The sequence below is a fragment of the Pseudomonas sp. TWI929 genome (genome assembly GCF_039673335.1).
Taxonomy (GTDB): Bacteria; Pseudomonadota; Gammaproteobacteria; order Pseudomonadales; family Pseudomonadaceae; genus Aquipseudomonas.
This window is the reverse complement of sequence record NZ_JBDJLK010000077.1, coordinates 1-26,473: the sequence shown is the minus strand read 5'-3', so window position 1 is coordinate 26,473 and position 26,473 is coordinate 1. Positions and strand designations below refer to the sequence as shown.

Here is a 26,473-nt window from a genome sequence, read left to right as displayed (position 1 = left end):
CAAGATCGTCGTCTCCGGCGGCCGTGGCATGGGCAACGGTGACAACTTCAAGCACCTGTACAGCCTGGCCGACAAGCTCGGCGCTGCCGTCGGTGCCTCGCGCGCCGCAGTGGACGCGGGCTTCGTGCCGAACGACATGCAGGTTGGCCAGACCGGCAAGATCGTTGCACCACAGCTGTACATCGCCGTCGGTATCTCCGGCGCCATCCAGCACCTGGCCGGCATGAAAGACTCCAAAGTGATCGTTGCGATCAACAAGGACGAAGAAGCGCCGATCTTCCAGGTGGCCGATTACGGCCTGGTTGCCGACCTCTTCGAGGCCGTTCCAGAGCTGGAACAGCTGGCCTGATCCACTGATGCAAAAGCCCGGCCCTCAAACCGAGGGCCGGGCTTTTTTATGGCGTCTGCACCGCTCAGCGAACCCCGGGGAACCCCTGGAAGCTCGGCAATATATTCATGCAACCCGGAATCTGCCGGCACGCCTTGGCCGCAGCCGATTCGGGCACCGCCGAGGCGACCAACGTCAGGCCGATGATCAACACCACCAACAACGGCACGCTGTACGCCAGCAAGCTCTGTATCTTCATCACTACCTCCTCGATCAGCACCTCGCCAACCCCAGGCTGGCGAGGCGCTGTGGCACTCAGCGTTCATCCACCGTAACGATCTCGCGGCGCTCGGCCATGCTCGCCGGCACCTGGTCCTCGTCGGTGAAGAACTGCTGATACCACTCGCGCAGCTGGTAAACCGGGCCGTCGTTCTCGGCCAGCACCGGCTTGTCGATACGCACTTTGTGCTTCCAGATATCCACGTCCTGGTAGAACGACTCGCGGTTGCCTTTGACGTAGGCCTTGGCGATCTCACTGTTCTGCTCATCGGTCAGGCCCGGCACCCGCTTGACCATGCAACCAAAGCGCAGCACGAAGCTGTCCGGCGTCACCGGCACATGGCTGTTGAGCAGGATCGCGTGCACCCGTACCTCGCCGAACATCGAGCTCAGTTCGGTGAAGTGCGTGGCCGGCCCGTAGTACGCCGAAGGCGCGATCAAATCGCCGCCCAAGCGCTCGGAGTCGCCATGGAAGATCTGCCGGCCGATATGCCCTTCGAACACGTTGGCGAAATACTTGGTCGGGGTACCGTGCACCGGCCCGAAGTGCTGGGCGTCGACCAGATTGTCGACCAGCTCGCGCGGGTTGGTCTCGATCAGCATGGTGTCGATGTTCCAGTCATGGATCCAGTCGGCGTCGTCCATTTCCGGCAGGTGCGGAATGACCACGCCGTCCTTGGGCGGGCGCCCTTCCGGGTTGTTCCACACGAACAGCAGGTTGTTTTCCTCGCTGGTCAGCCAGCTGCGCGTCTTCGCCTTGGGCGGTATGCGCTTGCAATAAGGGATTTCCACGCACTTGCCGCTGGTGTCGTACTTCCAATGGTGGAACGGGCACACCACGCTGTCGTTTTCGATGGTGCCCTGGGACAGGTCGGCGCCCATGTGCGGGCAGAACGCATCGAGAATGCTGATGGCACCGGCACTGTTGGCGAAGGCCACCAGGCGCGTGCCAAACACATTCAGGGTATGCAGCTTGCCATCACGGTAGTCGTCGGCCACGCCCAGGCAGTGCCAGCCCCTGGCGTAACGGTGGGCGCGCTGGGCGCTTTCGATGGAAAGTTCGGCGAGTTTGGTCATGTTCTTGTTATTCCTGTATTGGATACGCCAGTCACCGGCAATACCCCTGCGGTGCCAGGGGGAATACCTGGTGGCTATCTTTGAGCAGGCGTGGCGGGCCCTCATCCTTCAATCGGACTAGGTCGGGCCCGTGCGCGCATCATTGGCCGAAACGCCGCGCCGCCTCCGGGCCGAAATCCCGCGGGCTGAAGCCGGTGCGGTTGAGCAGGTAGCCGTTACGCTGCTGGTTGATCAGGTTGAATGCCAGGTAACTGCCGGCATTGAGGTCGTGGTAAAGCCCCACGCCGGCCTGCGGCCGTTGCGACTCGTAGGCATAGAAGTAGTTGACCATCGAGGTGCGCCACAGCTCGCCACGGTTGTCATAGTTGTCGGCCAGCATCGGGAACCAGGTGTCCTCGTCGATGTACAACTTGCGCTTGCCATACAGGTGCCGATAGCCAGGCTTGAGGGTGCCTTCAAGCTCCCACACCCGATGGCGCTCGTAGCGCATGGCCTGCGGGTTGAGGTGCCCAGGCGTCAACAGGTCGGCGTACTTGAGGTCCGGGGCGTGCACGCGGTAGGCGTTGTAGGGGATGAACATTTCCCGCTTGCCGACGATCTTCCAGTCATAGCGCTGGCCCGAGCCATTGAACAGGCGCACCTCGTCGACGGTGATCGAGCCGCCACTACCGGGGAACGACATGTCAAAGCCGTACCCTGGCGACTGCCGCACCCGCCGCGTGCCCGGGTCGTAGCGCCAGGCCTGGCGCGGTTCGGTCTTGTCGTTCCAGAACTCGGTACCGGTGTTGATCTCACCTTTATCGCGTTGCGGCAACAGGGTTTCGTTGAGGTAGAACGACGAGTTGCCCACCGTGTCGCCCACCTTGCCTGGCTCCAGTGCCGGTGCCAGGTTGCGCGAATGCACGCGGCCCCAGTTGATGTTGCCGTCCTTGAGCACGTAGGCGTTGTCGGACGTGTATTCCTCGGTCCAGGCACGCAAGGTAAAGGTCGAGGCATTCTTCAGCAGCTCCAGGCCACTGCGCGGCACCGGGAATGGCGTGCCACCGGTCTTGCCGACCACGCCTTCGCCATCGTCAACCAGCTTGGCCACCTTGGCATTTTCGCGGGTCGCCTGGCATACCGCGTCGTCAAAGCGGAAGTCTCGGTGGCTGGGGTAGATCGGCATCCTGAAGGTGGCCGGGTACAGCTTGAACAGCGCCTTCTGCCCGTCGGACAAGGCATCGCCGTACTGGGCCAGGTTGGCGGCAGTGATCACGAACAGCGGTTTCTCTTCCGGGTACGGGTCCACAGGATGCTGGCCGGTGCCCTTGAACGATACGTTGGGCGGCACACCCAGCCACTTGCCGGAGAACGGCGGGATGCTGCCATCGGCGTTGCCAGCCGGGTCTGCCCCCACGCAGGTAAGGTCCTTGCCCAGGCGCTCGACATCCTCGGGCGCGGCCAGCGCCACACCCGGCGCCGTAGCCATCAGCAGCAGGCTCAGGGCCAGGCCGCGGCGCGCCAGAATACTCTCGGTCATTGTTGTTCTCCTTGGTTACCGATAGCGGTGGCCCAGTATCGGTAGGCCCTCACGCCAGCAGCATCGTCCGCTCGGACTAACGCATTTGCGGCGCCAGGCTGCCGGGCTCGCCCAGTGCGACCACGCTGTTGAGCATGATCCGCACCAGCTCGGTCTGGCGCCGCACCCCGGTCTTCGAGAAGATCGAGCGCAAGTGCGCGCGCGCCGTGTTGCGGCGGATGTTGAGCCGCTCGGAAGCCTCTTCCAGGGACAAGCCGTTGGCCAGCTCCAGGGCCAGGCCGGTTTCAGCCGGTGTGAGGTTGTACAGCTGCGCGGTCACCGTGTTGCTCGCCAGCGACTTGCCCACCGCGTCGCGCACGTACACCACCACTGTCGGCTTGCCCTTGCCCTCAACCAGCTCCTGGGACGGCACCAACTCGACCACCACCCCCAGGTTGACCTGCCCGGACGGGCGTGACACCGACATCGCCTCGGCGCCTTGGGCGGCCAGGTTGCCTTGCCGGCTGCGCAGGAAGGCGCTGCGCACCAGCCGGCCCAGCTCGCGGTTGTCGCTCGGGTAAGTGGCCTCCAGGCGGCCACCCACCAGTTTTAGCCCGTCGTTGCTGTCGAGTATCTCGCGGGCCACCGGGTTCAGCTGCAGCACACTGCCGGTCTCGTCGAGCATGATGGTGGCCACGGCCAGGCGGTTGATGGTCTGGGAATACAGCGTGCCCAGCGAGGCGCTGCGGTCGAGCAATGCGTGCATGTGCAGGGCCCGGCGCAGGTGCGGCACCAGCATCGCGCACAGCGCCCGCTCCAGCTCGCTGAAGCGGGCCTGCCCACGCGGGCGGTTGATGCGCAGGCGCAGGGTGCCACCGTCAGGCATGCTGATGTCGACGCCGAGCATGTGGAAACAGCCGTAGGGCGCGCAGTACAGCAGGTAGAACGACGAACAGGCCCACTCGGCATCGCTCATCAGCTCGTCGATGGTGAACACGGTGTCCACCGGCAGCCTGTCGAACAGCGAGGCCTTCTCGCAGTAGGCGAAATGGTTGACGCCACCCTCCCCCGGCTCGACATCGCCGGCGACCATCATCGGTGACAGCAACGGCTCGTCGAGCACGCGCAGGATCAGCGTCACGTAGCTGGCCGCAAACAGCCCGCGCAACTGGCGCAGGGCATCGTTGAGCCGCTGGGTATCGAGCGCCGCATCGTACATGTTGCCGATCAGGCGCTCGTATTCGTCAAGCTCGATGCCCAGTTGGGCCAGCACCTGAGCGTTAGACAGCGTGGTGTGCATGGGCAGGCTCCAGGTCGGGGGCGCGGGCCACCAGCGGCCGGTCGCGGTCGAACCAGGCCGCCAGTGCCGGCAGCAGGAAGATCGCGCCAAACACGTTCACCAGGAACATGAACGCCAGCAGGATGCCCATGTCGGCCTGCAACTTGAGCGGTGCGAAGGCCCAGGTGCCCACCCCGATCGACATGGTCAGGGCGGTGAACACCGCCGCCGTACCGCGCTGGCACATGGCGCGGTAGAAGGCGTTGCGCAGGTCCTGGCCGTCAGCCATTTCATGCTGGATGCGCTCGTACAGGTAGATGCCGTAATCCACCCCCACCCCAACCCCCAGCGCCATCACCGGCAAGGTCGCGACCTTCAGGCCAATGCCCAACCACGCCATCAGCGCGTTGCACAGGATCGCCACGATGCCCAGCGGCACCACGATGCACAGCACCGCACGCAATGAACGGAAGGTCAGCAGGCAGAACAGGCCAACCGAACAGAACAGCGCTGCCAGCATCCAGACCTCGGCCTGCTTGACCGCCTCGTTGGACGCCGCCATCACCCCGACATTGCCCCCGGCCAGGTGGAACGTCGCCTGCGGCACCTGCACCGTGGCGATAATGCGTCGGGCCTCGCTGACCACATGGGCCACGGTCGCGCCCTCGTGGTCATTGAGGAACACCAGCACCTGCATGCGCTGGCAACCCTCGGTGACCAGGCCCGAGTCTGGCGTATAGGCCATCGAGCCTTGCTGCAGGCCACGTGCGGACCCGGGTATGGCCGCCCAGCGCGGGTTGCCTTCGTTGTTGCCGGCGATCATTTCCTTGCCCATGCCGGCCACGCTCTGCACCGACTGCACCCCGGCGACGTTGCGCATCTGGAAGTCGAACGATTCGACCGCGCGCATTACCGCCGGAGCCAGGCAGGCTTCGTCGATGCCGCGGGCCTGGACGAAGACCGCCAGCACGTCGAGGCCGATGGCGTAGCTGCTGACGATGCGCTGGTTATCCTGGTTGTAGCGCGAATCGGCACGCAGCTCCGGCGCCCCAGGGCCGATGTCGCCCACCGCCAGCTGCCGCGCCTTGAACACGCCCACGCCCAGCAGCAGCAGGCTGATGCTGAACACCAGCAAGGCAGGCCCTGGCTGCGCCAGTGCCGACAGGCGCCACCAAAGGGGGTGTTGTTGCTCCGCGGCTGTCTGCGGCGCCGCAGCCACTTTGACCTTGAGGTATGACAGCACCAACGGCAACAGCATCTTGTTGGTGACGATCATCAGCATCACCCCAAGGCAGGCCGTCACCCCCAGCTCGTGCACGATCGGGATGTCGATCAGCATGATCACGGCAAAGCCCAGGGCATTCATCAGCAGCGCCAACGAGCCGGGGATGAAGATCTTGCAGAAGGCCGAGTGCGCCGCTTGCGCTGCCGTTGCGCCGGCCAGCAGGTCCTGCCTCCAGGCATTGGTCATCTGTACCGCATGTGACACGCCGATGGAGAAGATCAGAAACGGCACCAGCACCGACATCGGGTCGATGCCCAGGCCCAGCAGTGGCAGCAACCCCAGCAGCCACACCACCGGCAACAGTGCCACCAGCAATGCCACCAGGGTCAGGCGCAACGAGCGCGAGTACACCCAGAGCAGCGCGGCGGTAATCAGAAAAGCGACGACGAAGAACAGCAGCACCGTGTTCAGCCCCTCGACCACATCGCCCACCAGCTTGGCGAAGCCCACCACATTGATCTCGATGTCGGCGCTGGCGTAGCGCGCGCGGATGTCTTCCAGGCGTTTGGCGACCTCCACATATGACACTGGCTGGCCGGTACGCGGGTCGTTGTCCTGCAAGTCGGCGCGCACCAGCGCCGCGCGCTGGTCGTTGGCCAGCAGGCGGCCCACCTGCCCGGCGCGCGCGGCGTTGCTGCGCACCTTCTGCAGGTCCTCGGCGGTGCCAGCGTACTGTGGCGGCACCACCAGGTCACCGACGAAGCCCTCTTCGGTCACCTCCACATAACGCACATTGGGCGTGAACAACGAGGTTACGCTCGGCCGGCTGACGCCGGGGATGAAAAACACGTCGTCGGTAACCTGCTGCAATACCTTGAGGAATTCCGGGCGGTAGATATCGCCCTCGCCCTTCCAGCGCACGCTCACCAGCAGGCGATTGGCCCCGGTGAAAGCCCGGCTGAAATCGAGGAAGTTGAGCATGTACGCGTGGCGCACCGGGATCTGCTTGTTGAAACCGGGGTCCAGGCGCACCTGGGTGGCGCTGTAACCCAGCGCCACGGTCACCAGCAAGAACAGCCCAAGCCAGGCCCGCCTGGCGTCGAGCAACAGATCCGCGCAACTGCGCACCCAGCGGTCAGTCCGACTACGGCTCATGGCCGGGCCTCCTGGCTGAGCGCGACAGTGGGTTGCACGCCCTGGAACACGCCGCGCTCACCGGCCACCAGCAGGTGGCGGCCACTGAGGCCCAGCGCCGAGGTCAAGGTGCCCAGGCCGCTGCGCTGGTCGATGCCCAGCAGGTTGCCCTGGGCATCCAGGCGGATCAGCCGGCTGGCAGCACCTACCAGCACCAACCCGCCCTGCCCCGGCAAGCGGGCGTGGCCGTAGATGGGCTGGTTGCTGCCAACATCGATGCGCTGCCAGCTGTCGCCGAAGTCGGTGCTGCGAAACACATGGCCACGCATGCCATAGGCCAGCCATGACGAGGCCGAGAGGCGTACCACACCGAACAGCGAGCCATTGTAGAACGGCGGCATGAGCTGCCAGTTCTGGCCACCATCGCTGGAGCGCAGCACCAGGCCTTGCTCGCCAACCAGCATCTGGCGCCCGTCGGCCCCGCCGTCCAGGCCATTGAAATGGGCACCGTCACCAGGCATTTCGCGCGCGGCCCAGTGTTCACCTGCATCGTCGGAGACCAGGAACTTGCCATAGCTGCCGTAGGCCACCACCTGCTGGCCGTCACCGCTCCAGACCCCGAGCAGCGGCTCGCCGAGTTCGGCGTCGTGGTGTTTCTCCTGCCAGGTCTGGCCAGCATCGCCGGAGCGCAGGATCCAGCCGTCATGGCCCACGGCAACCAGCACTTGGGCATTGACGGCGACCACGCCGGTCAGCGTGGCGTCACGCCCCGCGCCAAGTTGGCCGGCTTGCCAGCTGCGGCCGCTGTCGTGGCTGGTGAGCAGCGTGCCACGTTCACCGACGGCGATCAGGCGGTCCCCGGCGCCTACCAGCGCATTGACCTGAACCCGGTCGGCCAGTACTTCGGTGACTGCGAGGGGCGCGGGTTGGCGTGGGGCGAAGGCAAAGGCGACGGCAGCGATGACGATGGCGCTCATCACGTAGCCGGTCAGTTGGCGCGGGGCAGGCTGCATAGGGGTGACCCTCTTGGAATTGTGCCGAAATGATCCGGCTGCCCTGCCCTGGGCTACATCGTCCAAATGGCCTAACCCCGGCCCCTTGCAGGGCTGCGGAGGATGGCACCGGCTGCGCCGGTGTTCGCGGCTAAAGCCGCTCCTACAGGTTCTGCACAAGGCTCGAAGGCTGCGCAATTCATTGTGGGAGCGGGTTCACCCGCGAACACCGGCGCAGCCGGTGCCATGCGCCTGCAGTAACGGGGCAATACGGCTATCAAGGCAACTCAAACAACCCCGCAGCCCCCATCCCGCCACCGATACACATCGCTACCACCACGTAGCGCACGCCACGCCGGCGCCCTTCCAGCAATGCATGGCCCACCATCCGCGCACCAGACATGCCAAACGGGTGACCAATCGCAATCGCCCCACCGTTCACGTTCAACCGCTCCGGCGGGATTTCCAGCGCATCACGGCAATGCAGCACCTGGCAGGCAAATGCCTCGTTGATCTCCCACAAGCCGATATCCGCCACCCCCAGGCCAAAGCGTTTAAGCAGCTTCGGCACCGCCAGCACCGGCCCGATACCCATCTCCTGCGGCGCGCATCCCGCCAAGGCGATACCCCGGTAGATACCCAGCGGCGTCAGGCCACGCCGGTGCGCTTCGGCGCGGCTCATCAACAGGCTGGCTGACGCACCATCGGAAAACTGCGAGGCATTGCCCGCCGTAACGAACTCACCCTGGCTCACCCACTTGCCGTCCTTCCATACCGGCTTCAACGCCGCCAGGTCCTCCAGCCGGGTACCTGGGCGGTTGCATTCATCGCGCTCCACCCGCACCCGCTGATGCCCGGCAGGCTGGCCGTCCTGGTCGAACAGCAGCTTGTCGACCTCTAACGGCACCAGTTCCTCGTCGAACAGCCCGTCGCGCTGGGCGGCTGCCGTGCGCAACTGGCTCTGCAGCGAATACTCATCCTGCGCGGCGCGGCTGATGCCATATCGACGCGAGACGATCTCGGCGGTTTCCAGCATCGGGATGTAGGCATCCGGCATCACCGCCTGCACCGCCTGAGATTGCGCGCGGTAGGTGTTCTTGTGCTTGGTCTGGGTCAGCGACAGCGACTCCACGCCGCCACCGATGGCAATGTTCAGCTCGCCGCTGACAATGCCCTTGGCGGCCATACCGATGCTGATCAGCCCCGAGGCGCACATGCGGTCCACGGCCATGCCCGGCACACTGTGCGGCAGCCCGCCGGTATAGGCACACAGGCGGCCGATGTTGTAGGCCTGGGTGCCCTGCTGCACGGCGGCGCCCATGATCACATCGTCGATGGCGTCGGCCTCCACCCCGCTACGCTCGACCACGGCACGGACCACATGCCCGCCAAGCACGGGTGCCTCGGTGTCGTTGAACGACCCACGGAACGATTTGGCCAGCGCGGTACGTGCGGTGGCAACGATGACTGCTTCATTCAGGTCCATGACGGCTCACTCGACTACAGGGTTGAAGGTGTAACGGCTGATGGTGTCGATCACGCAGCCGGGGCGGCTTTCGCCTTCGATTTCGACGCTGACCCGCACCACCAGCTGCACGCTGTCGGCCACCTGCTCGGCGCGCAGCACCTGGCCACGACCGCGCACCCGCGCGCCAACGCGCACCGGCGCCGGGAAGCGCACACGGTCGCTGCCGTAGTTGACGCCCATCGCCAGGTTGTCGATGGTCAGCAGCTGCGGCAGGAACAGGTTGACCAGCGACAGGGTCAGGTAACCGTGGGCAATACAGGCGCCGAACGGGCCTTGCGCAGCCCGCTCAGGGTCGACATGAATCCACTGGTGGTCGCCGGTGGCTTCAGCGAACAGGTCGATGCGCTGCTGGCTGATGGTCAGCCAGTCGCTGCAGCCCAGGTCGGTGCCCTCGGCGGCCAGCAGGGCCTGGGCACTGTTGAAGACATGGCTCATGGTGGGGCTCCTCAGGCTTGCTGTGAACTGACCGACAACACTTCACCGACCATGTACGACGCATAGTCGCTGGCCAGGAACATCATCACGTTGGCCACTTCCCAGACCTCGGCGGCGCGGCCAAAGGCCTCGCGGCTGGCCAGGCTGGCCAGCAATGCTTCGCTGGAGGCCTTCTTGAGAAAGTCGTGCAGGGCAATCGACGGCGACACCGCGTTAATGCGCACGCCATGCTCGGCCGCTTCCAGGGCGCTGCAGCGGGTCAGCGCCATCACCCCGGCCTTGGCCGCGGCGTAATGCGCCTGCTCCTTCTGCGCCCGCCAGCCAAGCACCGATGCGTTGTTGACGATGGCACCGGCACCGCGCCGCTGCATGTGCGGCAGCATGGCCCGGATCATGCGGAAGGTGCCGGTAAGGGTCACATCGAGCACCCGCGACCATTCCTGGTCGGTCATCTCGACCACAGCCTTCTGGCCGCCGAGCCCAGCGTTGTTGATCAGCACATCAACGCCGCCCAGCAGGCCCTCGGCGCGGTCGACCAATGCCTGCACATCGGCTTCCACGGTAACGTCGCACAACTGGCCATGAATGGCCTGCAGCCCGGTTTCGGCCTTGAGGCGTTCCACCGCCTCCTCCAGGCGGCGTGGGTGCACATCGGAAATCATCAGCGCGCGGCAGCCTTCTTCGGCACTGCGTCGAGCTGCCGAGTAACCGATGCCGGCACCCGCGGCGGCGGTGATCAGCACGGACTTGCCGGCCAGCAACTGGTGGCCGGGTACATAAGGGGGAGCTTGCTTCATGTGCGGTTTCCTATAGTCGGTGGTCTGGTCTGACGCGGCCTAGCTGCCCCAGACCCGTTGTGCCGCCGGCGCCTGGGCAAGGATCTGCGCCACCACCGGGCCGATTTCCTCTACCTGCCAACGCTCACCCTTGTCCTCGGTGGTACCGGTGCGCCAGCCATCGGCCAGCGAGATCCGCCCGCCCTGGCTTTCGAACACCTGCCCGGTCACCTGGGCCGATTCGACACTGCCCAGCCACACCACCAGCGGCGCGACGTTTTCCGGCGCCCAGGCATCGAAACTGCCGTCTGCAGGGGCCTTGACCACGTCCGGCATCGCGCTTTCGGTCATCGCCGTGCGCGCGGCCGGTGCCAGGGCGTTGGCGGTGACGCCGTAACGTGCAAGCTCTGCCGCTTGCACCAGGGTCAGCGCGGCAATCCCGCCCTTGGCTGCGGCGTAGTTGGACTGGCCGATCGAGCCCTGCAGGCCGGCCCCGGAACTGGTGTTGATGATCCGCCCGGCAACCGGCGTGCCGGCCTTGGCCAAGTCGCGCCAACGGCGCCCAAGGATGTTCGCCAGGCAGTAATGGCCCTTGAGATGCACGCGCATCACCAGGTCCCAGTCGTCTTCGTCCAGGCTGATGAACATGCGGTCACGCAGCACCCCGGCGTTGTTGACCAGCACGTGCACTTCGCCGAACGCCGCGAGCGCGGCGTCTACGATGCGCTGGGCACTGGCCAGGCTGGTGATGTCGTCACTGTTGGCAATGGCCTGGCCACCACTGGCACGCACCTCGCTGGCCACCGCCTGCGCCGCCTCGGCCCGGATATCGTTGACCACCACCTGGGCGCCCTCGGCGCCGAATGCCAGTGCATAAGCGCGGCCCAATCCGCCGCCGGCACCGGTGATGATCACCGTGCGGCCTTCACATATCGCCATGTCTGAATCCTTATACCGGGAATGAGGAGCGCGCTTCACAGGCGCTCGATGATGGTTACGTTGGCCTGGCCACCGCCTTCGCACATGGTCTGCAAGCCATAGCGGCCGCCGCTGCATTCCAGTTCGTTGAGCAGCGTGGTGGCCAAGCGGGCACCGGTCGCGCCCAGCGGGTGGCCGAGGGCAATGGCGCCGCCGTTGACGTTGGTCTGCGCCGGGTCGTAGTCGAGCTCCTTGCTCCAGGCCATGACCACCGAGGCGAAGGCTTCGTTGATTTCCACCCGGTCGATATCGGCCATGCGCAGGCCGCTACGCTGCAAGGCCCTGCGGGTGGCGGCAATGGGTGCGGTGAGGTGCCAGATGGGGTCGTCGCCAAGCACCGTCAGGTGGTGGATGCGCGCCCTGGGCGTCAGGTCGTAGCGTTTGAGCGCTGCTTCCGAGACCACCAGCAAAGCGGCCGAAGCGTCACAGGTCTGGCTGGAAACCGCCGCTGTGATCGACGGGAACTGCGGGTCGACTGCTTGCAGTTCGGCCATTTTCGCCAAGCTGGTCTGTCGCGGGGTTTCGTCCTCAGCCATACCCTGGTAACCGACGATCTCGCGGGCAAAACGCCCGCTGGCAATGGCCGCCAACGCCCGACGATGGCTTTCCAGGGCGTACACCTCCATCTGCTCGCGGCTGATCTGCCAATGGTCGGCGATGCGTTGCGCGGCATAGAACTGGTTGACCGGCTGCGTGCCGAAGCGCGCGCGCCAGCCCTCGCTGCCGCTGAACGGGTCGGCGAAGCCGAGTGGCTGGCCGGCCAGCATCGCCGAGGAAATCGGAATACGGGTCATGGTCTGTACGCCGCCTACCGCGACCACATCCTGGGTGCCGCTCATCACCGCCTGGGCAGCAAAGTGCAGCGCCTGCTGCGACGACCCGCACTGGCGGTCGACCGTGGTACCCGGCACCGACAGCGGCAGCCCGGCTGCCAGCCAGCTGGTACGGGCGATGTCACCGGCCTGGGCGCCAATGGTGTCGACGCAGCCAAAGATCACGTCATCGTAATCCTCGGCGGGGATGGCGTTGCGTGCCACCAGGGCCTTGAGCACGTGCGCGCCCAGGTCGATGGCATGCACCTCGGCCAGCGCGCCCTTGCGCTTGCCGGTGGGGCTGCGCAGCGCATCGACGATATATGCCTCTGCCATGTTCTACTCCTCGAAGGTATGCCCCGGCCCAAGCCGGGCGCCGTCGGCGAACAGGTAGGCGCCGACACGGGATTTGTGAAAACCGCGGTCACCCCAGGACGCATCCAGCGCCCAGGCCCGCTTCATGAACATCTGCAGGTCGACTTCCCAGGTGTACCCCATCGCGCCATGCACCTGGATGCCGTGGCGCGCCGCCAGCCAACTGGCCTCGCAGCAGGCCAGGCGGGCCTGCGAGACCCATACCGAGGCGTTTGCCGCGCCGCGCGCCAGGCCATGGGCGGCGCGGTACAGCACCGGCTTGGCCTGCTCGATCTGCCGCGCCACGTCGGCCAGGTGATGCTTGACCGCCTGGAAACTGCCGATCTGCCGGCCGAACTGCTTGCGCTGGGCCACGTAGTCCACCGACAAGTCGAGCATGCGCTGGGCCAGGCCGAGCAACTGCCCAGCCACCGACAACGCACCACGGTCGAGCATCAGTGCCTGCAAGCGACGGCCTTGCTCGCCAGCGGCCAGCAAGGTCTGCGCTGACGGGTTCCAGCTCACCTGGCCAAGGCGCCGCGAGGCGTCGATGCTCGGGTTGGCCTGCACATCTACCGCCGCCCGCGGCACCAGGTGCACGTCATCGCCCGCCGGCAGGATCAGCACCTCGGCCAGCTGGGCATCGCTGACCAGCGGGTTGATGGCATGGCTGATCGCCAGGCGCACACTGCCCTCGGCGATGCGCGGCAGCAGTTCGGCGCGCGCCGGGTGGCCAGGGTCGAGGCCGGCCAGCAGCCCGGCGGCCACATAGGCGGTGTCGGCCAGTGAGTCAGGGATGCCGTAGTAGCCCAGTTCCTGGGTCATCAATGCCCAAGCCACATCGTCCATGCCCAGGCCGCCCTCGGCCTCGGGCACCGACAGCGCCGTCAGGCCCTGGGCGGCAATGCGGTTGCGCAGGTCGGGCGAGCGTCCGGCGTCGGTTTCCCAGATTTCCCGGAGCATTTCCGGGGCGGCTTCGGTCATCAGGAAACGGCTGATGGCTTCGCGAAACGACAGCTGGTCATCGGTAAAGGTGAAGTCCATGGCCTGGTCCTTACTTGGGCAGGCCGAGCATGCGCTCGGCGATGATGTTGCGCTGGATCTCGTTGGTGCCGGCATAGATCGGCCCGGCCTGGGCAAACAGGAAGCCTTCCAGCCAGTTCGCCGCCTCTACCGCCGCCGGTGCGTTGGCCAACAGTTCGCCACGCGCCCCCAGCAGGCGCATGGCGGTTTCGTGCATCTTCAGGTCGAGCTCGGACCAGATGATCTTGTTGATGCTCGACTCGGCGCCGATCTGTTCACCACGGGACAGCCGCCCGACCGTGTGATAGGCCGACAATGCATAGGCCTCGGCGCCCATCCAGCAGTCGCTGACCGCCTCGCCCAGCCCTGGGTCGCGCGCGGCGCTTTCCGGGCTGGCCTTGAACAGCTCGACCAGCTTGCGAGCGGTGTACTGGAAGCGCGCGGGCGAGCGCAGCAGCAACCCGCGCTCGAAACCGGCGGTGGCCATGGCCACGTGCCAGCCCTGCCCCTCCGCACCAATGCGGTTGGCTACCGGCACCCGCACATCGTCGAAGAACACCTCGGCAAAAGCGTCCTTGCCGTTGAGTGCCTTGATCGGGCGAATGCTCACCCCCGGTGCATCGAGCGGCACCATCAGGAACGACAAGCCATGGTGGCGGCTGGAGCCTGGCTCGCTGCGGAACAGGCCGAACAGCCAGTCGGCGAAGATCGCCCGGGTCGACCAGGTTTTCTGGCCATTGAGCACATAGTGGTCGCCGTCGAGCAGCGCCTTGCTGGTGATCGCCGCCATGTCGGAGCCGGCGTTGGGCTCCGACCAGCCCTGCGCCCACATGTCCACGCTGGCCGCCATGCGCGGCAGGAAGCGGCGCTTCTGCTCGGCGGTGCCGAACTCCATCAGGGTCGGGCCAAGCAACAACTGGCCGTTCTGGTTGACGCGCATCGGCGCCCCGGCGCCGTAGTACTCTTCCTCGAAGATCAGCCATTCGATCAGGTCGCAGCCGCGCCCACCCAGTTCGGCAGGCCACATCACCATCGACCAGCGGCTTTCGAACAGCTTGGCCTCCCAGGCTCGGTGCTGCTCGAAGCCTTCGCGGGTGTCGTAGCTGGCCAGCGGTTGGCGTGGCAGGTTATGCGCGAGCCAGGCCCGCACCTCGGCGCGAAACGCCTGCTGTTTGGGGGTAAAGGTCAGTTGCATGGCGTTCCCTCAGAACTTGGCGTCGCGTTTTTCGACGAACGCCCGGCGGGTTTCCGCCGAGTCGGGGCTGGTGTAGGCCTGCAAGGTGAAGCCCTGCTCCCAGCGATACTTGTCTTCCAGGTTGCCGTCCTCGATGCCGTTCAAGGCCTCCTTGGCGATGCGGATCATCCCCGGGCTCTTGGCGGCGATGCGCGCGGCGATCTCCAGTGCCGTTTCACGCAGCTGCGCCTTGGGCACCACGCGCTCGATAAAGCCGTAAGCCTGGGCCTGCTGGGCGCCAATGCTGTCGCCGGTGAAAAACAGGTAGCGCACCTTCTGCACCGGGAACAGCCGCTGCAGGTGCGCGCCGCCGCCCATGGCGCCGCGGTCCACTTCCGGCAGGGCAAAGCGCGCGCAGTCGGCAGCCACGACAATGTCGGCGGCGCCGGTGATGCCGATGCCGCCGCCCAGCACAAAGCCATGCACGGCGACGATCACCGGCACCGGGTTGCGGTGCACCGCCTTGAAGGTTTCATAGTTGCCGGCGTTGACCTCGACGATGCGCTCGGGGTGGGCGTCCAGTTCCTTGATGTCGACGCCGGCACAGAAGCCGCGCCCTTCGGCGCGAATAACGATAACCCGCACCTCGGGGTTGGCCCCGAGGGTGTTGATTTGCGCAGCCAGGGCGCGCCATTGCTGGCTGTCGAGGGCGTTGACCGGGGGTTTGTCGATCACCAGTTCGGCAATGCCCTGGTCGATCTGGGTGGTGAAGGCCTGGTTCATGAGCGTTCTCCGCTAAGGGCAAGACTGTCGTTGGGTGTTGCCGCAGGCTCGGCCGGGCAGCGCGCGAGTAAGGCGTCGAGGCACTGGTTGGCTTCGGCCACGATGCCTTCGATGACCTCACGGCAGCTGAGCAACTCGCTGATCGCCGCCGCCACCTGGCCACTGGGCAGGATGCCGGCGTCCGGCTGGCCATCGACCATCGAGCGCTGCAACAGCACCGGCTGGTTGGCCGCCATGACCACTTGCGACAAGGCCGCCGGGTCTTCGCGCAGGGCTCGCACGAACACCGCCCCCATGTGCGCCAGGCTCATGCCGGTGTGCTGCTTCCATTGCCAGGCGCTGGCCAGGGCGATGCGCAAACGGCCGAACGGCCCGGCCTGTTCGAGGCGATTGATGAAGCGGTTCTCGATCATGCGGTGGCGCATGCCGTCCACCGCCGTGGTCACCCGCACCTGTTGCGGGTCGTCGACCTTGAGGTAGCGCGCCAGGGTGGTGGCCGGGGTTGGCGATTCGCGGGTCATCAGGAACCGCGTGCCCATGGCGATGCCGCTGGCACCGGCCGCCAGCACCGAGGCCAGGCCGCGCCCGGTGGAGTGGCCACCGGCGGCGATCACCGGTACGCGCACTGCCGCCAACACCTGCGGCAACAGGATCGAGCCTGGCACGCCGCCGGTATGGCCACCGCCTTCGCCCGCCTGCAAGGTAATCAGGTCGGCGCCCAGTTCCTGGGCCTTGAGTGCATGCTTGAGGGCGCCGACGGTAGGAATGCACAACACCCCGGCGGCCTTGAAGCGGGCGATGGTTTGCGCATCCGGCCCGCGTCCGTAACTGACCGCACGCAGGCGATAACGGATGGCCAGGTCGACGCACTGCGCCGCGTTGTCCTGGAACATGTGGAAGTTGAGGCCGAAGTTGCTGCCGCCGGTGGCCTCGATCACCTTGCGGATCTCGCCCTCCAGCGCATCGGCAGCAATCGTCGCCCCGGCCAGGAAGCCGAACCCACCCGCCTGGGTGGTGGCGGTCACCAGGTTGGCATCGGACACCCAGCCCATGGCCGTTTGCACCACCGGGTAGCGGCAGCCCAGCGCCTCGGTCAGCGGCGTGTTCATCCAGCGGCTCACCGGTCGCCCCCTTCGCCCTGCAGCGCCTGCTTGTTGGCCTGGGCCATGCCCTTGGCGTCGAAGCCGCCAAGCTTGTCGCCCGACAGCAGCTCGTTATGGGCATGGGCGAAGTGGTGCCAGGCGAATGCCGCATCCATGGCCGTGCGCTTGCCCTGCAAGTCCTCGACGTGGTTGATCGCCTGCTTGGTCAGGGCCAGGCCCATGCGCGGCTGGCGGGCGATGCTGGCCGCCAGTGCATAGGTCACCGCCTGCAATTGCTCGCGCGGCACCACGCGGTTGACCATGCCCATCTGGTAGGCGCGCTCGGCACTCATGCGCTCGCCACAGAACAGGAATTCCTTGGCGATGCGTGGGTTCAGCTCGTACGGGTGGGCAAAGTATTCCACCCCCGGGATGCCCATGCGCACCACCGGGTCCTGGAAGAACGCATCGTCGCTGGCGACGATCAGGTCGCATACCCACGCCAGCATCAGCCCACCGGCCACGCAGGCGCCATGGACCATGGCGATGGTCGGCTTGGGCAGTTCGCGCCAGCGTCGGCACATGCCCAGGTACACCTCCTGCTCGCGGGCGTACAGTTGCTCGCCACCGGGTTTGTTGGTGTGGTCCCACCACAGGTGCGCGCGGTCGAAGGGCTTGTTGATGTCACGCCCCGGGGTGCCGATATCGTGGCCGGCGGAAAAATGCCGGCCCTCGCCACACAGCACGATGACCTTGACGCTGTCGTCGTCTACCGCCTGGCGCAAGGCTGCGTCCAGGGCGTAGGTCATCTGCGAGTTCTGCGCGTTGTTGAACGCCGGGCGGTTGAGGGTCAGCGTAGCGATCCCCTCGGCCACGGCATAAAGCACCGGGTTTTGCGTTTCGTACACGGCCGCGTCTTCGCGGCTGACGAATTGGTTGTCGCTGCTGTGCATGCGGGTGTCCTCAGGCGGCGCGGATGCCAGGCGGGTTGCCCTTGATCGCGCTGGCGCGCAAGCCATGGGGGTCGAGGCGCTGGATCAGCGCCAACTGCTCGGCGCTGGGGTGCGCGGTCTCGCGCAGTTGCGCCGACTTGAGCAACGGGAAGCCGGTCTTGTCCTGCACCTCGTCAAAGCTCACGCCCGGGTGCAGGGTGCGCACCTGCACGGCGCGGTCAGGCCCGTCGAAATCCAGGGTGCACAGGTCGGTGATGACCTGGCGGATGTCCATCAGGTCGCGGCGCGCGCCTTGCGGCCAGCGCTCGGCCTTGAAGCCGACGCCCGAGACCATGTCCACTTCGCCGCTGACGAACACCCGGGTGTTGTGGTTGGGCACGAAGAACGAGTTGATGTGGTTGATGCTGTTGCCGGGCAGGCCGCGCACGCCGAGCATGGCGGTGCGCGGCTTGCGGTAGTCGCCGACGCAGGACAGGTTGGTCTGGCCCCAGCGGTCGACCTGGGTCGGCCCGATCATGGCGTGGCGGCGGCCACCCCAGACGCACTCGAACACCCGCTCGAACGACAGGTAGCCGCTGTAGCGAGGCGTTTGCTCGCCGCGTGGGCCCAGCGGGATCGGCTGCTCGACCAGGAACGCTTCGCTGTCGGTCATCAGCAGTTCGGGGCTATGGGTGAGTTTGGCCAGGCTCGCACCCAGGCGCGGGATCACGCCCAGGCCCGAGGCGATGACCTCGCCATTGCCACGCCAGGCTTCGGCGGCGGCGACGATCAGCAGTTCGGCAAGGGTGAATTCTTGGGTGGCAGTCATACTTGGGCTCCTCGGAACACGGGTCAGAACACGGGTAAGGGCAAGGCGCCCATGCGCGCGGCACCGCCGTTGTGCGCTTGATAGGCTTGCTCGCCACCGGCCACGCAGGCCTCGACGTAGCGCTGCCAACCGCCCTCTTCCTGGGCGCTGGCGACATAGCCCTTGAGGTGTTCCAGGTCCCAGCCGTAGTCCGACGGGCACGACGTCGGGTGGGCACCGAGCGGGGCATGCACCACGCCTGTCACCAGGTAACGCTCGAAGGTGTTGTAGCGGGCCTGCTCGGCATCCAGTTGCAGGCGCTGTTCAAGGCGCTCGCAAGAAACGAAGCACTGCTTGGCCGCGCGGGCGAACAGATGGTCGAAATACGGGTCGGGGCCGGTGACCAGGCAGTTGCCCAGGCGGTCGGCGACATTCACGTGCAGGAACGCCACGTCCAGCTCCAGCGCCGGCATGGCCAGCAACACCTCACCGTCGTCGTAGGGCGAGCGCACGGTCTTCAGCGCCGGGTTGAGGCGTGTCACGTCGGTGGCCAGGCCGCAACGGGTGGGCAGGAACGGCAGGCGCATGCCCGCAGCCCGCAGCCCCCACTGGAACATGCCTTCGTCGAGCTCCATCAGCTCCAGCTCGCCGGCCTCGCGGGCCTTGCGGTAATACGGTTCGAGCGGGATGGCGTCGAGGGTGACGAAGCCGAACACCAGCTTGCGCACTTTGCCAGCGGCGCACAGCATGCCCACTTCCGGGCCGCCGTAGGCGACCACGGTCAAGTCCTTGACCGGCGAGCGGAGGATTTCCCGGACGATGGCCATCGGCTTGCGCCGTGGCCCCCAGCCGCCGAAGCCGATGGTCATGCCGTCGCGCAGCTGGGCGACGGCATCGGCACTGGTCATTTGCTTGTTCATGCTCAACTGCTCCTTACTGGCGGCCGACCGAGAAGTCGTGGCCCCAGATACTCACGCGGGTGAACTCGAAGGCCGAGTGTTCGGCCCAGTCGACCTGCAACCCGCCATAGCCGTACTCCAGGTCGAAGCCGGACGGTGTCTTCATGTAGAAACTGGTCATGCCATCGTTCAGGTGCTGGCCGAGGGTGGCCGACAGCTGCCCGCCGTGGGCCTGCATGCGGTCATGGGCACGGCCAACCTCGGTCATCGAGTCCACCTCGACCATCACGTGCACGCAGCCGGACGGCACCGGGTACTCGGCCAGTGCCAGGCTGTGGTGGCGGGCATTGGCGCAGTGCAGGAAATGGATACGCACCGGCGGCGCCGAAGGGTCGGGGCGGAAATTGAAGATGTCCGACAGGCCGAAGCCGAGCACGTCCTTGGCGAACGCCAGGGTGGCGTCAAAGTTCGGTGCGGGCAGCACAGTGTGGCCAAGGCCCATGTCGCCAGTGACGAAACGCGGCACCCCCTGCGGTGACACGAACGGCTGGCAGTCGGAGCGGTGGCCCCAGCTCAGCTCATGCGCGTTGCCGGACGGGTCGCTCAGTGTCACCAGCGCCTGCACGCCACGCTGCTCGATGGCCTCGGCGCTGCCGGCCTGCCAGGCCACGCCGCAGCGGTCCAGGTGTTGCAGGGCCTGGTTGAAGGCCTGCTCGTTGGCCAGCTCCCAACCACTGGCCAGGTAGCGCGGCGAGTCGCCCTCGACCACCAGCATGCGGTAGGGCCGCTCGTCCATCTTCACGTACAGGCCGCCGCCGGGTGCCGCCTGTACCTGCATGCCGAGCACATCCTCGGCGTAGCGTTGCCACTGGCCGAGGTTCTCGATCTGCGAGACGAAATAGCTCAAACCACGTATGTCGATCATGCCCATGTTCCTCCTGGCTCAAGGGGTTGCCTTGGGGAACATTGTGCAAAGCGCCACGCCTGCGCTCATCGTCCGTTGAGACTAAGCGCAAGGCGTGGCGCAGCGGGCTGCGCGCCTAGTCCGTTTCAGTGATTCGCGGTTACTGGCCCGGCCCTAGATTCGGCTTGTTGTTTTCTGAATCCTGGGGCTGCGCTGCCGCCCCACCAGCCTAGAGATGCCCACTATGGAGTTCGCTTTCACCGAGGAACAGTTGATGATTCGCGACAGTGCCGAGCGTTTTCTCGCCCAGGCCAGCGACTCGCACGCAGTACGCGCGGGCATGAGCCGTGACGGCGGCTACGACCCCGAGCTGTGCCGGCAGATCGGCCAGGCGCTGTACTGGCCCGCACTGATGGTGCCCGAAGCCTACGGCGGCATGGGCCTTGGCTTCGTCGAGCTGGCCGTGTTGCTGGAGCAATGCGGGCGCTTTCTGCTTGGCTCGCCGCTGTTCGCCACCAGTTGCCTGGCCACCCCGGCCCTGCTGCTGGCCGACAACCCGGCACTGCAAGCCGACTGGTTGCCGGCCATTGCCGCCGGCCAACTGCACGCTACCCTGGCCTGCCCGCTGCAGGCCGGGCAACTGCAGGTCGAGCTACGGCCTGACGGCGATGGCTACCGCCTCGATGGCTGCCACGCCCAGGTCATCGACGGTGCCCAGGCTGACCTGCTGCTGATCGCTGCACGCCGCCCGGGTAGCGTCGGCGATCAGGGCATCAACCTGTTTGCCGTGCCGGCCAATACACCAGGCGTAGTACGTACTACATTGCCCACCCTTGACCAAACCCGGCGCCTGGCGCGTATCGAGTTGCACCAGGTCGAGGTCACCGAAGCACAGCGCCTGTGCGCCATCGACCAGGCCTGGCCACTGCTGCAGGCCACCCAGCGCATCGCGGCCATTGGCCTGGCCGCCGAACAACTCGGTGGCGCCCAGCAGGCACTGGACCTGACCCTGGCCTACACAGCCGAACGCCACCAGTTCGGCCGCCCGGTAGCCAGCTTCCAGGCCATCAAGCACCGCTGCGCCGACATGATGCTGCACGTCGAATGCGCCCGCTCGGCCGTGTGGTACGCCGCCTGCGTAGCCCGCGAGTACCTGGCCGAAGACGGCGACCCGGCCGTGCGCGGCGAGTTGCTGGCTGCGGCGGCCACGGCCAAGGCCCATGCCAGCGAAGCGTTCTTCCACTGCGCGGCCGAGTCGATCCAGCTGCACGGCGGGGTCGGTTTCACCTGGGAATACGACCCACATCTCTACTTCAAGCGCGCCAGGGCCAGCGAACAGTTGCTCGGCAACCCCGCGTGGCACCGTGAATGCCTGGCCGCCGAACTATTGGGAGAACAACCATGAAAATCGGCTTCAGTACGGCGGACGAAGCCTTCCGCCAAGAGGTCGCCAGCTGGCTGGCGATGCACCTGCAAGGCGCATTCGCGCCGCTGCGCTTTCGCGGCGGCCCAGGCGACGAGCACAGCTTCCCCGCCGAACGCAAAGCCTGGGAGCGCGAGCTGGCAGCCGGTGGTTGGGTGGGTGTGGGCTGGAAGCCGGAAGACGGCGGCCGCGGCCTAAGCATCAGCCAGCAAGTGATCTTCCACGAGGAATACGCACGGGCCGGTGGCCCTGGGCGCATGGGCCATATCGGCGAGGGGCTGGTCGGCCCTACCCTTGCCGCTTTTGGTACGCCCGAGCAACGCCAGCGCCTGCTGCCGGGCATCCTCAAGGGCGAGGCGTTCTGGTGCCAGGGCTACTCCGAACCCGGCGCCGGCTCGGACCTGGCCAACGTGCAAACCCGCGCCCGCCTCGACGCCAACGGCGAGCGCTGGCTGATAAGCGGGCAAAAGGTCTGGACCTCGTTGGCCCACGAGGCCGACTGGTGCTTCGTGCTGGCCCGCACCGAGCCTGGCAGCGTCGGCCACCAGGGTTTGTCGTTCCTGCTGGTGCCGATGGCCCAGGCGAACATCCGCGTGCAACCGATCCAGCAACTGACCGGCACCAGCGAGTTCAACGAGGTGTTCTTCGACCAGGCCGAGACCTCGCGCGACAACCTGGTGGGCCAGCCCGGTGAAGGCTGGAAGATCGCCATGGCCCTGCTGGGCTTCGAGCGCGGCGTGTCAACGCTGGGCCAGCAGATGCAGTTTCACAACGAACTGGAGGAAGTACTGCGCATTGCCCGCGCCAACGGCGCCGCCCGCGACCCGCTGCTGCGCCAGCGCCTGGCCCAGGCCTGGTCGGGGCTCAAGGTACTGCGCTACAACTCTCTGCGCATGCTGTCCGGGCCGCAGGATGGCAGCCTCGCGCGTGAAGCGATGATCTACAAGCTGGCCTGGTCGAACTGGCATGTCGAACTGGGAAAGCTGGCCATGGATGTGCTGGGGGATGCCGCCGAGGTGCTGGAGAGCGCACCGTATGGGTTGAGCCGGTTGCAGTCGCTGTTCCTGTTTACCCGGGCCGACACGATCTATGGCGGCAGTAACGAGATCCAGCGCAATGTGATTGCCGAACGGGCGCTGGGCATGCCGCGGGAGGTGAAGGGGCGATGAGCCCCTTTTTGAATCATGGGATCAACTATCTTGCCCAATGTCTGATTACTGGCGCGATCCTTGTGGGAGCGGGTTCACCCGCGAAGCAGGCAACACGGTGTATGGCACCGGCGTAGCCGGTGTTCGCGGGTGAACCCGCTCCCACAAGGATCGCGCCAGCCCTTGGAAATTGCGCAAGGCAGGGGCACCTGCCTTGGCAGCAGTAGTTAGCGAACGCGAATCTTCGGGTCCCCTGCCCCACGCCGCATCGCTTGCAGAAAACCCTCCAACGGTGCCGGCTCGGCAATCTGCGGCAGCGCGTCCTTGTCTGGCCGTTGCGTCCAGAACGCATCCCACGACGGGAACAGCTCGTGGAAACTCCCGGCATAAGGCTCACGCCCTGGCCAGCGCATCTTCAGGCCACCGATCGGTGGCTTGTTCAGGTCGGTGGCGTACCAGTAGCACGGCAGGCGTCGGCGGAAACACCAGCGCCCGTCGATACGCTCGTAGTCATCCCAGTACAGCATCTGCATGATCACCCACTCCGGCCCGGTTTCATGCTCGTTCTTCGAGTACACCACGCCCGTGGCATGGTCGGCATCGCTGAACTCGATGATGTGCTGGCCCAGGTGGTGCGAGGTGCCATGGAACTGCTTGCGCATGGTCTCGTCCAGCCAGGCCTTGAGGTGGGCGCGGCCATACTTGTCGCGGCCGACCCGCACGTCTGCGGCGAAGCAGTTGGCCATGGCGTCCATGTCGCGCATGTCCAGGGCCAGCGCGTACTTGCCGGCCAGTTGGCGAATCGCGTCCAACGACTCCAGGCGGTCGATGCGCTGCAGCAGCGAGCTGCTCTCCATGGCCGTCATTCCAGCACCGTGTACAGGTCCGAACCGCGCCCGCCGTCCACGGCCAGGCTCGCCCCGGTCACGTACGAAGCCTCGTCGCTGGCCAGGAACAGGATGGCGTTGGCCAGCTCCTGCGGCAGGCCGACCCGGCGCATGGGGATGACCTTCTCGGTATTGGCCCGGGCCTTGGCGTCGCTGAGCATGCCCGCCGTCGCTGGCGTGTCGACCACACCGGGAATGATCACGTTGCAACGGATATTGTCCGCCGCGCCTTCGCTGGCCGCTGCGCGGCTGAAATTGATCACCGCAGCCTTGGCGGCGGAGTAGCCGGCCATCCAGGCGGTACCGAACAACCCGCAGATGGAAGCGATGTTGACGATCGAGCCGCCCTTGCCCTTCATCAGTTGCATCGCCGTACGTGTACCCCAGAAGGTGCCGTCCACGGTGGTGGCGAAGTTGGCGTGCCAGTCGGCAGTGGTCATGCTGTCGATGCCACCCCATGTATAGGCCATGGCGTTGTTGACCAGGATGTCCAGGCCACCATGGCGCTGGGCAGTGGCTTGCAGTGCCGCGACATAGGCCTGCTCGTCACTGACGTCGGCCACCGCCACCTCCGCGCAGCCACCGCGTGCCAGGATCTGCTCTTGTACACCTTCGAGCGGCTCGCGGCGCCGCCCACACAGCACCACCAGGGCGCCCTCTTCGGCGAAGCGCAATGCGGTCGCCTCGCCGATGCCCGAGCCGGCCCCGGTGACGAAGGCAATCTTGCCTTGCAGACGTTTGCTCATCGGTCGATCTCCTGTCAGATAAAGGCCATGCCGCCGTTGACGGCGATGTTCTGCCCGGTAATGAAGCTGGCGTCATCACTGGCCAGGAACACCGCCACCCGGGCGATCTCGTCGGTTTCGCACATGCGCCCCAGTGGCACGTTCTTCAGCAGCGCCTGCATGTGCTCATCGGGGATGCCGGCCATCATCGGCGTGTTGGTCGGGCCCGGCACCAGGGTATTGACGCGGATGCCCTGCGCCGCCAGCTCACGGGCGATCGAGCGGGTCAGGCCCATGACCGCGGCCTTCGAGGCGCAGTAGTGGCTTGGCCCCTCACCGGTCAGCGCAGCGGTGCTCGACAGGTTGATCAGTACCCCCTGGCGCTTGCCCTTGAGCATCAAGCGGGCGCCTTCGCGGCAGCACAGGAAGGTGCCGCCCAGGTTGACCCCGATAACCCGTGCCCAACTGTCGTCCGGTGTGTCGAGGAAGGCATCCAGTGCGCCGACGCCTGCGTTGTTAACGACGATGTCCAGGCCGCCGAAATGCGCCTCGACCTGGCCCATGGCATCGGCCACCGACGCGGCATCGGCCACGTTGCAGCCCAGCGCCAATACCGCGTCGCCGAGGTCGGCCAGGCGGGTGGCAAGCGTGGCCTGGTTGAGGTCTACAGCTACCACCTTCGCCCCTTCGGCGACGAAGCGGCGCACGATGGCCTGGCCCATGCCCTGCCCGGCGCCGGTGACGAAGGCCACTTTGTTCTGCAGTTTCATAGCGTTCTCCTTGGTTGAAGCCCGTTGGTCTTCCACCATCATTGGCCGCCGGCCCGTGCCGAACATCGTCCGATAGGACTAGCGCTACGCGCGCGTCGTGGTCCGGATGGACGATGCCGGCCAAGTCCAGGCGGCACAGGATCGGGGGACGCATTCCGGGCCGGCCTGGCCTTCCCCTTCAGGCGGCAAGATGGCCTGCCCGGCGTGCCCTCACCCCATCGAGAACTGGAGAACCGGCATGAACCAACCCGTCGATTTGCCCTTGCCCACTGGCCACTACGCCACCTTGGCCAATGGCCTGCGCCTGCACTACCTGGACGAAGGCCAAGGCCCGGTGGTGCTCTGGCTGCACGGCAGCGGCCCGGGCGCCAGCGGTTTCAGCAACTTCAAGGGCAACTACCCAGAGCTGGTCGCGGCCGGCTACCGCAACATCCTCCTCGACCTGCCCGGGTTCGGCCGTTCGGACAAGCCCGACGACGTACGCTACGAACTGGATTTCTTTGTCGATTGCGTGGCGGCATTGCTCGAGCAACTCGGCATCAGCCGCTGCACTCTGCTCGGCAACTCGCTGGGCGGCGCCATTGCCCTGGGCCTGGCGCTGCGCCTGCCGCAATTGGCGGAACGCTTGATCCTGCTGGCACCGGGGGGCGTGGAGGAACGGGAAACCTACTTCCAGATGCCCGGCATCCTGCGCATGGTCGGGCTGTTCAATGCCGGCCCCATCGGCCTTGAGGAAATGCGCAGCATGATGCGCCTGCAGCTGTTCGATGACTCGATCCTGCCCGAAGAGCTGCTGCTGGAGCGGGTGGCGGTGGCGGTGACGCAACCGAAGAACCTGTTCAGCACCATGCTGGTGCCGAACATGCGCTCGCGCCTGGCTGAGATCGAATGCCCGATCCTCGGGTTCTGGGGCAGCAACGACAACTTCAACCCGGTCAGTGGCGCCCAGCACATCATCGATGGCGCACACCAGGCACGCTTTATCGTGCTCAACCGTTGCGGGCACTGGGTGCAGGTGGAACATCGCGAGCTGTTCAACCGTAGCTGCCTGGAGTTCCTGCAGCACGGGTGATGGACCAGGTCCTGAACCCATACCTAATCTGGGAGCAACTGTCTTGCATTAATCTAGTGGCCTTGCGCTGGCCATGTGGGAGCGGCCTTGCGTCGCGAAAGGGCCGCAAAGCGGCCCCAGCGTTTCAGCACAGTGGCACAAATTGCTG

At 66.1% G+C, this 26,473-nt stretch carries 26 protein-coding genes; 4 read left to right on the top strand and 22 right to left on the bottom strand.

What is annotated here, in order from left to right:
• On the top strand, positions 1-349 hold a 349-nt coding region (locus ABE456_RS23085; protein ID WP_346645996.1), incomplete at its 5' end, for an FAD-binding protein.
• A 64-nt stretch (positions 350-413) separates the two neighbouring features.
• Here ABE456_RS23085 and ABE456_RS23080 read toward each other — a convergent pair.
• The 19 genes from ABE456_RS23080 to ABE456_RS22990 all read right to left on the bottom strand — a co-directional run bounded on the left by ABE456_RS23080 (position 414) and on the right by ABE456_RS22990 (position 20,321).
• Positions 414-587, bottom strand: coding sequence for a hypothetical protein (locus ABE456_RS23080; protein WP_346645995.1), 174 nt, complete (start codon positions 585-587; stop codon positions 414-416).
• Between the two features lie 56 nt (positions 588-643).
• Entirely contained in the window at positions 644-1,684 is a 1,041-nt protein-coding gene (locus tag ABE456_RS23075; protein WP_346645994.1) for a Rieske 2Fe-2S domain-containing protein, read from the bottom strand.
• A 139-nt stretch (positions 1,685-1,823) separates the two neighbouring features.
• Positions 1,824-3,203 carry a DUF1329 domain-containing protein gene (locus ABE456_RS23070; RefSeq protein ID WP_346645993.1) on the bottom strand — a complete coding sequence of 460 codons (1,380 nt, stop codon included), beginning with the start codon at positions 3,201-3,203 and terminating at the stop codon, positions 1,824-1,826.
• Between the two features lie 76 nt (positions 3,204-3,279).
• Positions 3,280-4,482, bottom strand: a complete 1,203-nt coding sequence (locus ABE456_RS23065) for a helix-turn-helix transcriptional regulator (RefSeq protein WP_346645992.1) — start codon at positions 4,480-4,482, stop codon at positions 3,280-3,282.
• The gene (locus tag ABE456_RS23060) at positions 4,463-6,841 is read right to left on the bottom strand and encodes an MMPL family transporter (protein WP_346645991.1); all 2,379 of its coding nucleotides are present in this window, start codon (positions 6,839-6,841) and stop codon (positions 4,463-4,465) included. Before ABE456_RS23060 ends, ABE456_RS23065 begins: the two co-directional genes overlap by 20 nt.
• Entirely contained in the window at positions 6,838-7,833 is a 996-nt protein-coding gene (locus ABE456_RS23055) for a YCF48-related protein (protein WP_346645990.1), read from the bottom strand. Before ABE456_RS23055 ends, ABE456_RS23060 begins: the two co-directional genes overlap by 4 nt.
• A 256-nt stretch (positions 7,834-8,089) precedes the next feature.
• On the bottom strand, positions 8,090-9,298 hold the full coding sequence (locus ABE456_RS23050; RefSeq protein ID WP_346645989.1) for an acetyl-CoA C-acyltransferase: 1,209 nt from the start codon (positions 9,296-9,298) through the stop codon (positions 8,090-8,092).
• Positions 9,299-9,304: 6 nt separating this feature from the next.
• Positions 9,305-9,775: a MaoC family dehydratase gene (locus ABE456_RS23045; RefSeq protein WP_346645988.1), complete on the bottom strand. Its 471-nt coding sequence runs from the start codon at positions 9,773-9,775 to the stop codon at positions 9,305-9,307.
• Positions 9,776-9,786: 11 nt separating this feature from the next.
• Positions 9,787-10,572 carry an SDR family oxidoreductase gene (locus ABE456_RS23040; protein WP_346645987.1) on the bottom strand — a complete coding sequence of 262 codons (786 nt, stop codon included), beginning with the start codon at positions 10,570-10,572 and terminating at the stop codon, positions 9,787-9,789.
• A 39-nt stretch (positions 10,573-10,611) separates the two neighbouring features.
• Positions 10,612-11,490, bottom strand: a complete 879-nt coding sequence (locus ABE456_RS23035) for an SDR family oxidoreductase (RefSeq protein WP_346645986.1) — start codon at positions 11,488-11,490, stop codon at positions 10,612-10,614.
• Positions 11,491-11,525: 35 nt separating this feature from the next.
• On the bottom strand, positions 11,526-12,677 hold the full coding sequence (locus ABE456_RS23030) for an acetyl-CoA C-acetyltransferase (RefSeq protein ID WP_346645985.1): 1,152 nt from the start codon (positions 12,675-12,677) through the stop codon (positions 11,526-11,528).
• 3 nt (positions 12,678-12,680) lie between these two features.
• Positions 12,681-13,739 (bottom strand): acyl-CoA dehydrogenase family protein, encoded by a 1,059-nt coding sequence (locus ABE456_RS23025; RefSeq protein ID WP_346645984.1) that lies wholly within the window; start codon positions 13,737-13,739, stop codon positions 12,681-12,683.
• 10 nt (positions 13,740-13,749) lie between these two features.
• Positions 13,750-14,913, bottom strand: a complete 1,164-nt coding sequence (locus ABE456_RS23020) for an acyl-CoA dehydrogenase family protein (protein ID WP_346645983.1) — start codon at positions 14,911-14,913, stop codon at positions 13,750-13,752.
• Positions 14,914-14,922: 9 nt separating this feature from the next.
• Positions 14,923-15,675 carry an enoyl-CoA hydratase family protein gene (locus ABE456_RS23015; RefSeq protein ID WP_056801332.1) on the bottom strand — a complete coding sequence of 251 codons (753 nt, stop codon included), beginning with the start codon at positions 15,673-15,675 and terminating at the stop codon, positions 14,923-14,925.
• Positions 15,672-16,796: a nitronate monooxygenase gene (locus tag ABE456_RS23010; RefSeq protein WP_346645982.1), complete on the bottom strand. Its 1,125-nt coding sequence runs from the start codon at positions 16,794-16,796 to the stop codon at positions 15,672-15,674. The genes ABE456_RS23015 and ABE456_RS23010 overlap by 4 nt, the downstream gene beginning before the upstream one ends.
• A complete protein-coding gene (locus ABE456_RS23005; protein WP_346645981.1) occupies positions 16,793-17,710 on the bottom strand; it encodes an enoyl-CoA hydratase in 918 nt (305 codons plus the stop codon). Before ABE456_RS23005 ends, ABE456_RS23010 begins: the two co-directional genes overlap by 4 nt.
• Positions 17,711-17,720: 10 nt before the next feature.
• Positions 17,721-18,518 carry a ketoacid CoA transferase gene (locus tag ABE456_RS23000; protein WP_346645980.1) on the bottom strand — a complete coding sequence of 266 codons (798 nt, stop codon included), beginning with the start codon at positions 18,516-18,518 and terminating at the stop codon, positions 17,721-17,723.
• Between the two features lie 23 nt (positions 18,519-18,541).
• Entirely contained in the window at positions 18,542-19,417 is an 876-nt protein-coding gene (locus ABE456_RS22995; RefSeq protein ID WP_346645979.1) for a CoA-transferase, read from the bottom strand.
• A gap of 13 nt (positions 19,418-19,430) precedes the next feature.
• Complete coding sequence (locus ABE456_RS22990; protein WP_346645978.1) at positions 19,431-20,321, bottom strand: VOC family protein; 891 nt, start codon at positions 20,319-20,321, stop codon at positions 19,431-19,433.
• Positions 20,322-20,544: 223 nt separating this feature from the next.
• Here ABE456_RS22990 and ABE456_RS22985 point away from each other — a divergent pair, with 223 nt between their 5' ends.
• Complete coding sequence (locus tag ABE456_RS22985; protein WP_346645977.1) at positions 20,545-21,705, top strand: acyl-CoA dehydrogenase family protein; 1,161 nt, start codon at positions 20,545-20,547, stop codon at positions 21,703-21,705.
• Positions 21,702-22,892: an acyl-CoA dehydrogenase family protein gene (locus tag ABE456_RS22980; RefSeq protein ID WP_346645976.1), complete on the top strand. Its 1,191-nt coding sequence runs from the start codon at positions 21,702-21,704 to the stop codon at positions 22,890-22,892. The genes ABE456_RS22985 and ABE456_RS22980 overlap by 4 nt, the downstream gene beginning before the upstream one ends.
• A 206-nt stretch (positions 22,893-23,098) precedes the next feature.
• Here ABE456_RS22980 and ABE456_RS22975 read toward each other — a convergent pair whose 3' ends face one another.
• From ABE456_RS22975 to ABE456_RS22965, 3 genes are read right to left on the bottom strand one after another with little or no spacing between them, the layout of a single operon-like run.
• Complete coding sequence (locus ABE456_RS22975) at positions 23,099-23,728, bottom strand: nuclear transport factor 2 family protein (protein ID WP_346645975.1); 630 nt, start codon at positions 23,726-23,728, stop codon at positions 23,099-23,101.
• Between the two features lie 5 nt (positions 23,729-23,733).
• On the bottom strand, positions 23,734-24,504 hold the full coding sequence (locus ABE456_RS22970) for an SDR family NAD(P)-dependent oxidoreductase (protein WP_346645974.1): 771 nt from the start codon (positions 24,502-24,504) through the stop codon (positions 23,734-23,736).
• A gap of 14 nt (positions 24,505-24,518) precedes the next feature.
• Entirely contained in the window at positions 24,519-25,253 is a 735-nt protein-coding gene (locus tag ABE456_RS22965; RefSeq protein ID WP_346645973.1) for an SDR family oxidoreductase, read from the bottom strand.
• Between the two features lie 238 nt (positions 25,254-25,491).
• Here ABE456_RS22965 and ABE456_RS22960 point away from each other — a divergent pair, with 238 nt between their 5' ends.
• Entirely contained in the window at positions 25,492-26,325 is an 834-nt protein-coding gene (locus tag ABE456_RS22960; protein ID WP_346645972.1) for an alpha/beta hydrolase, read from the top strand.
• Positions 26,326-26,473 lie beyond the last annotated feature (148 nt).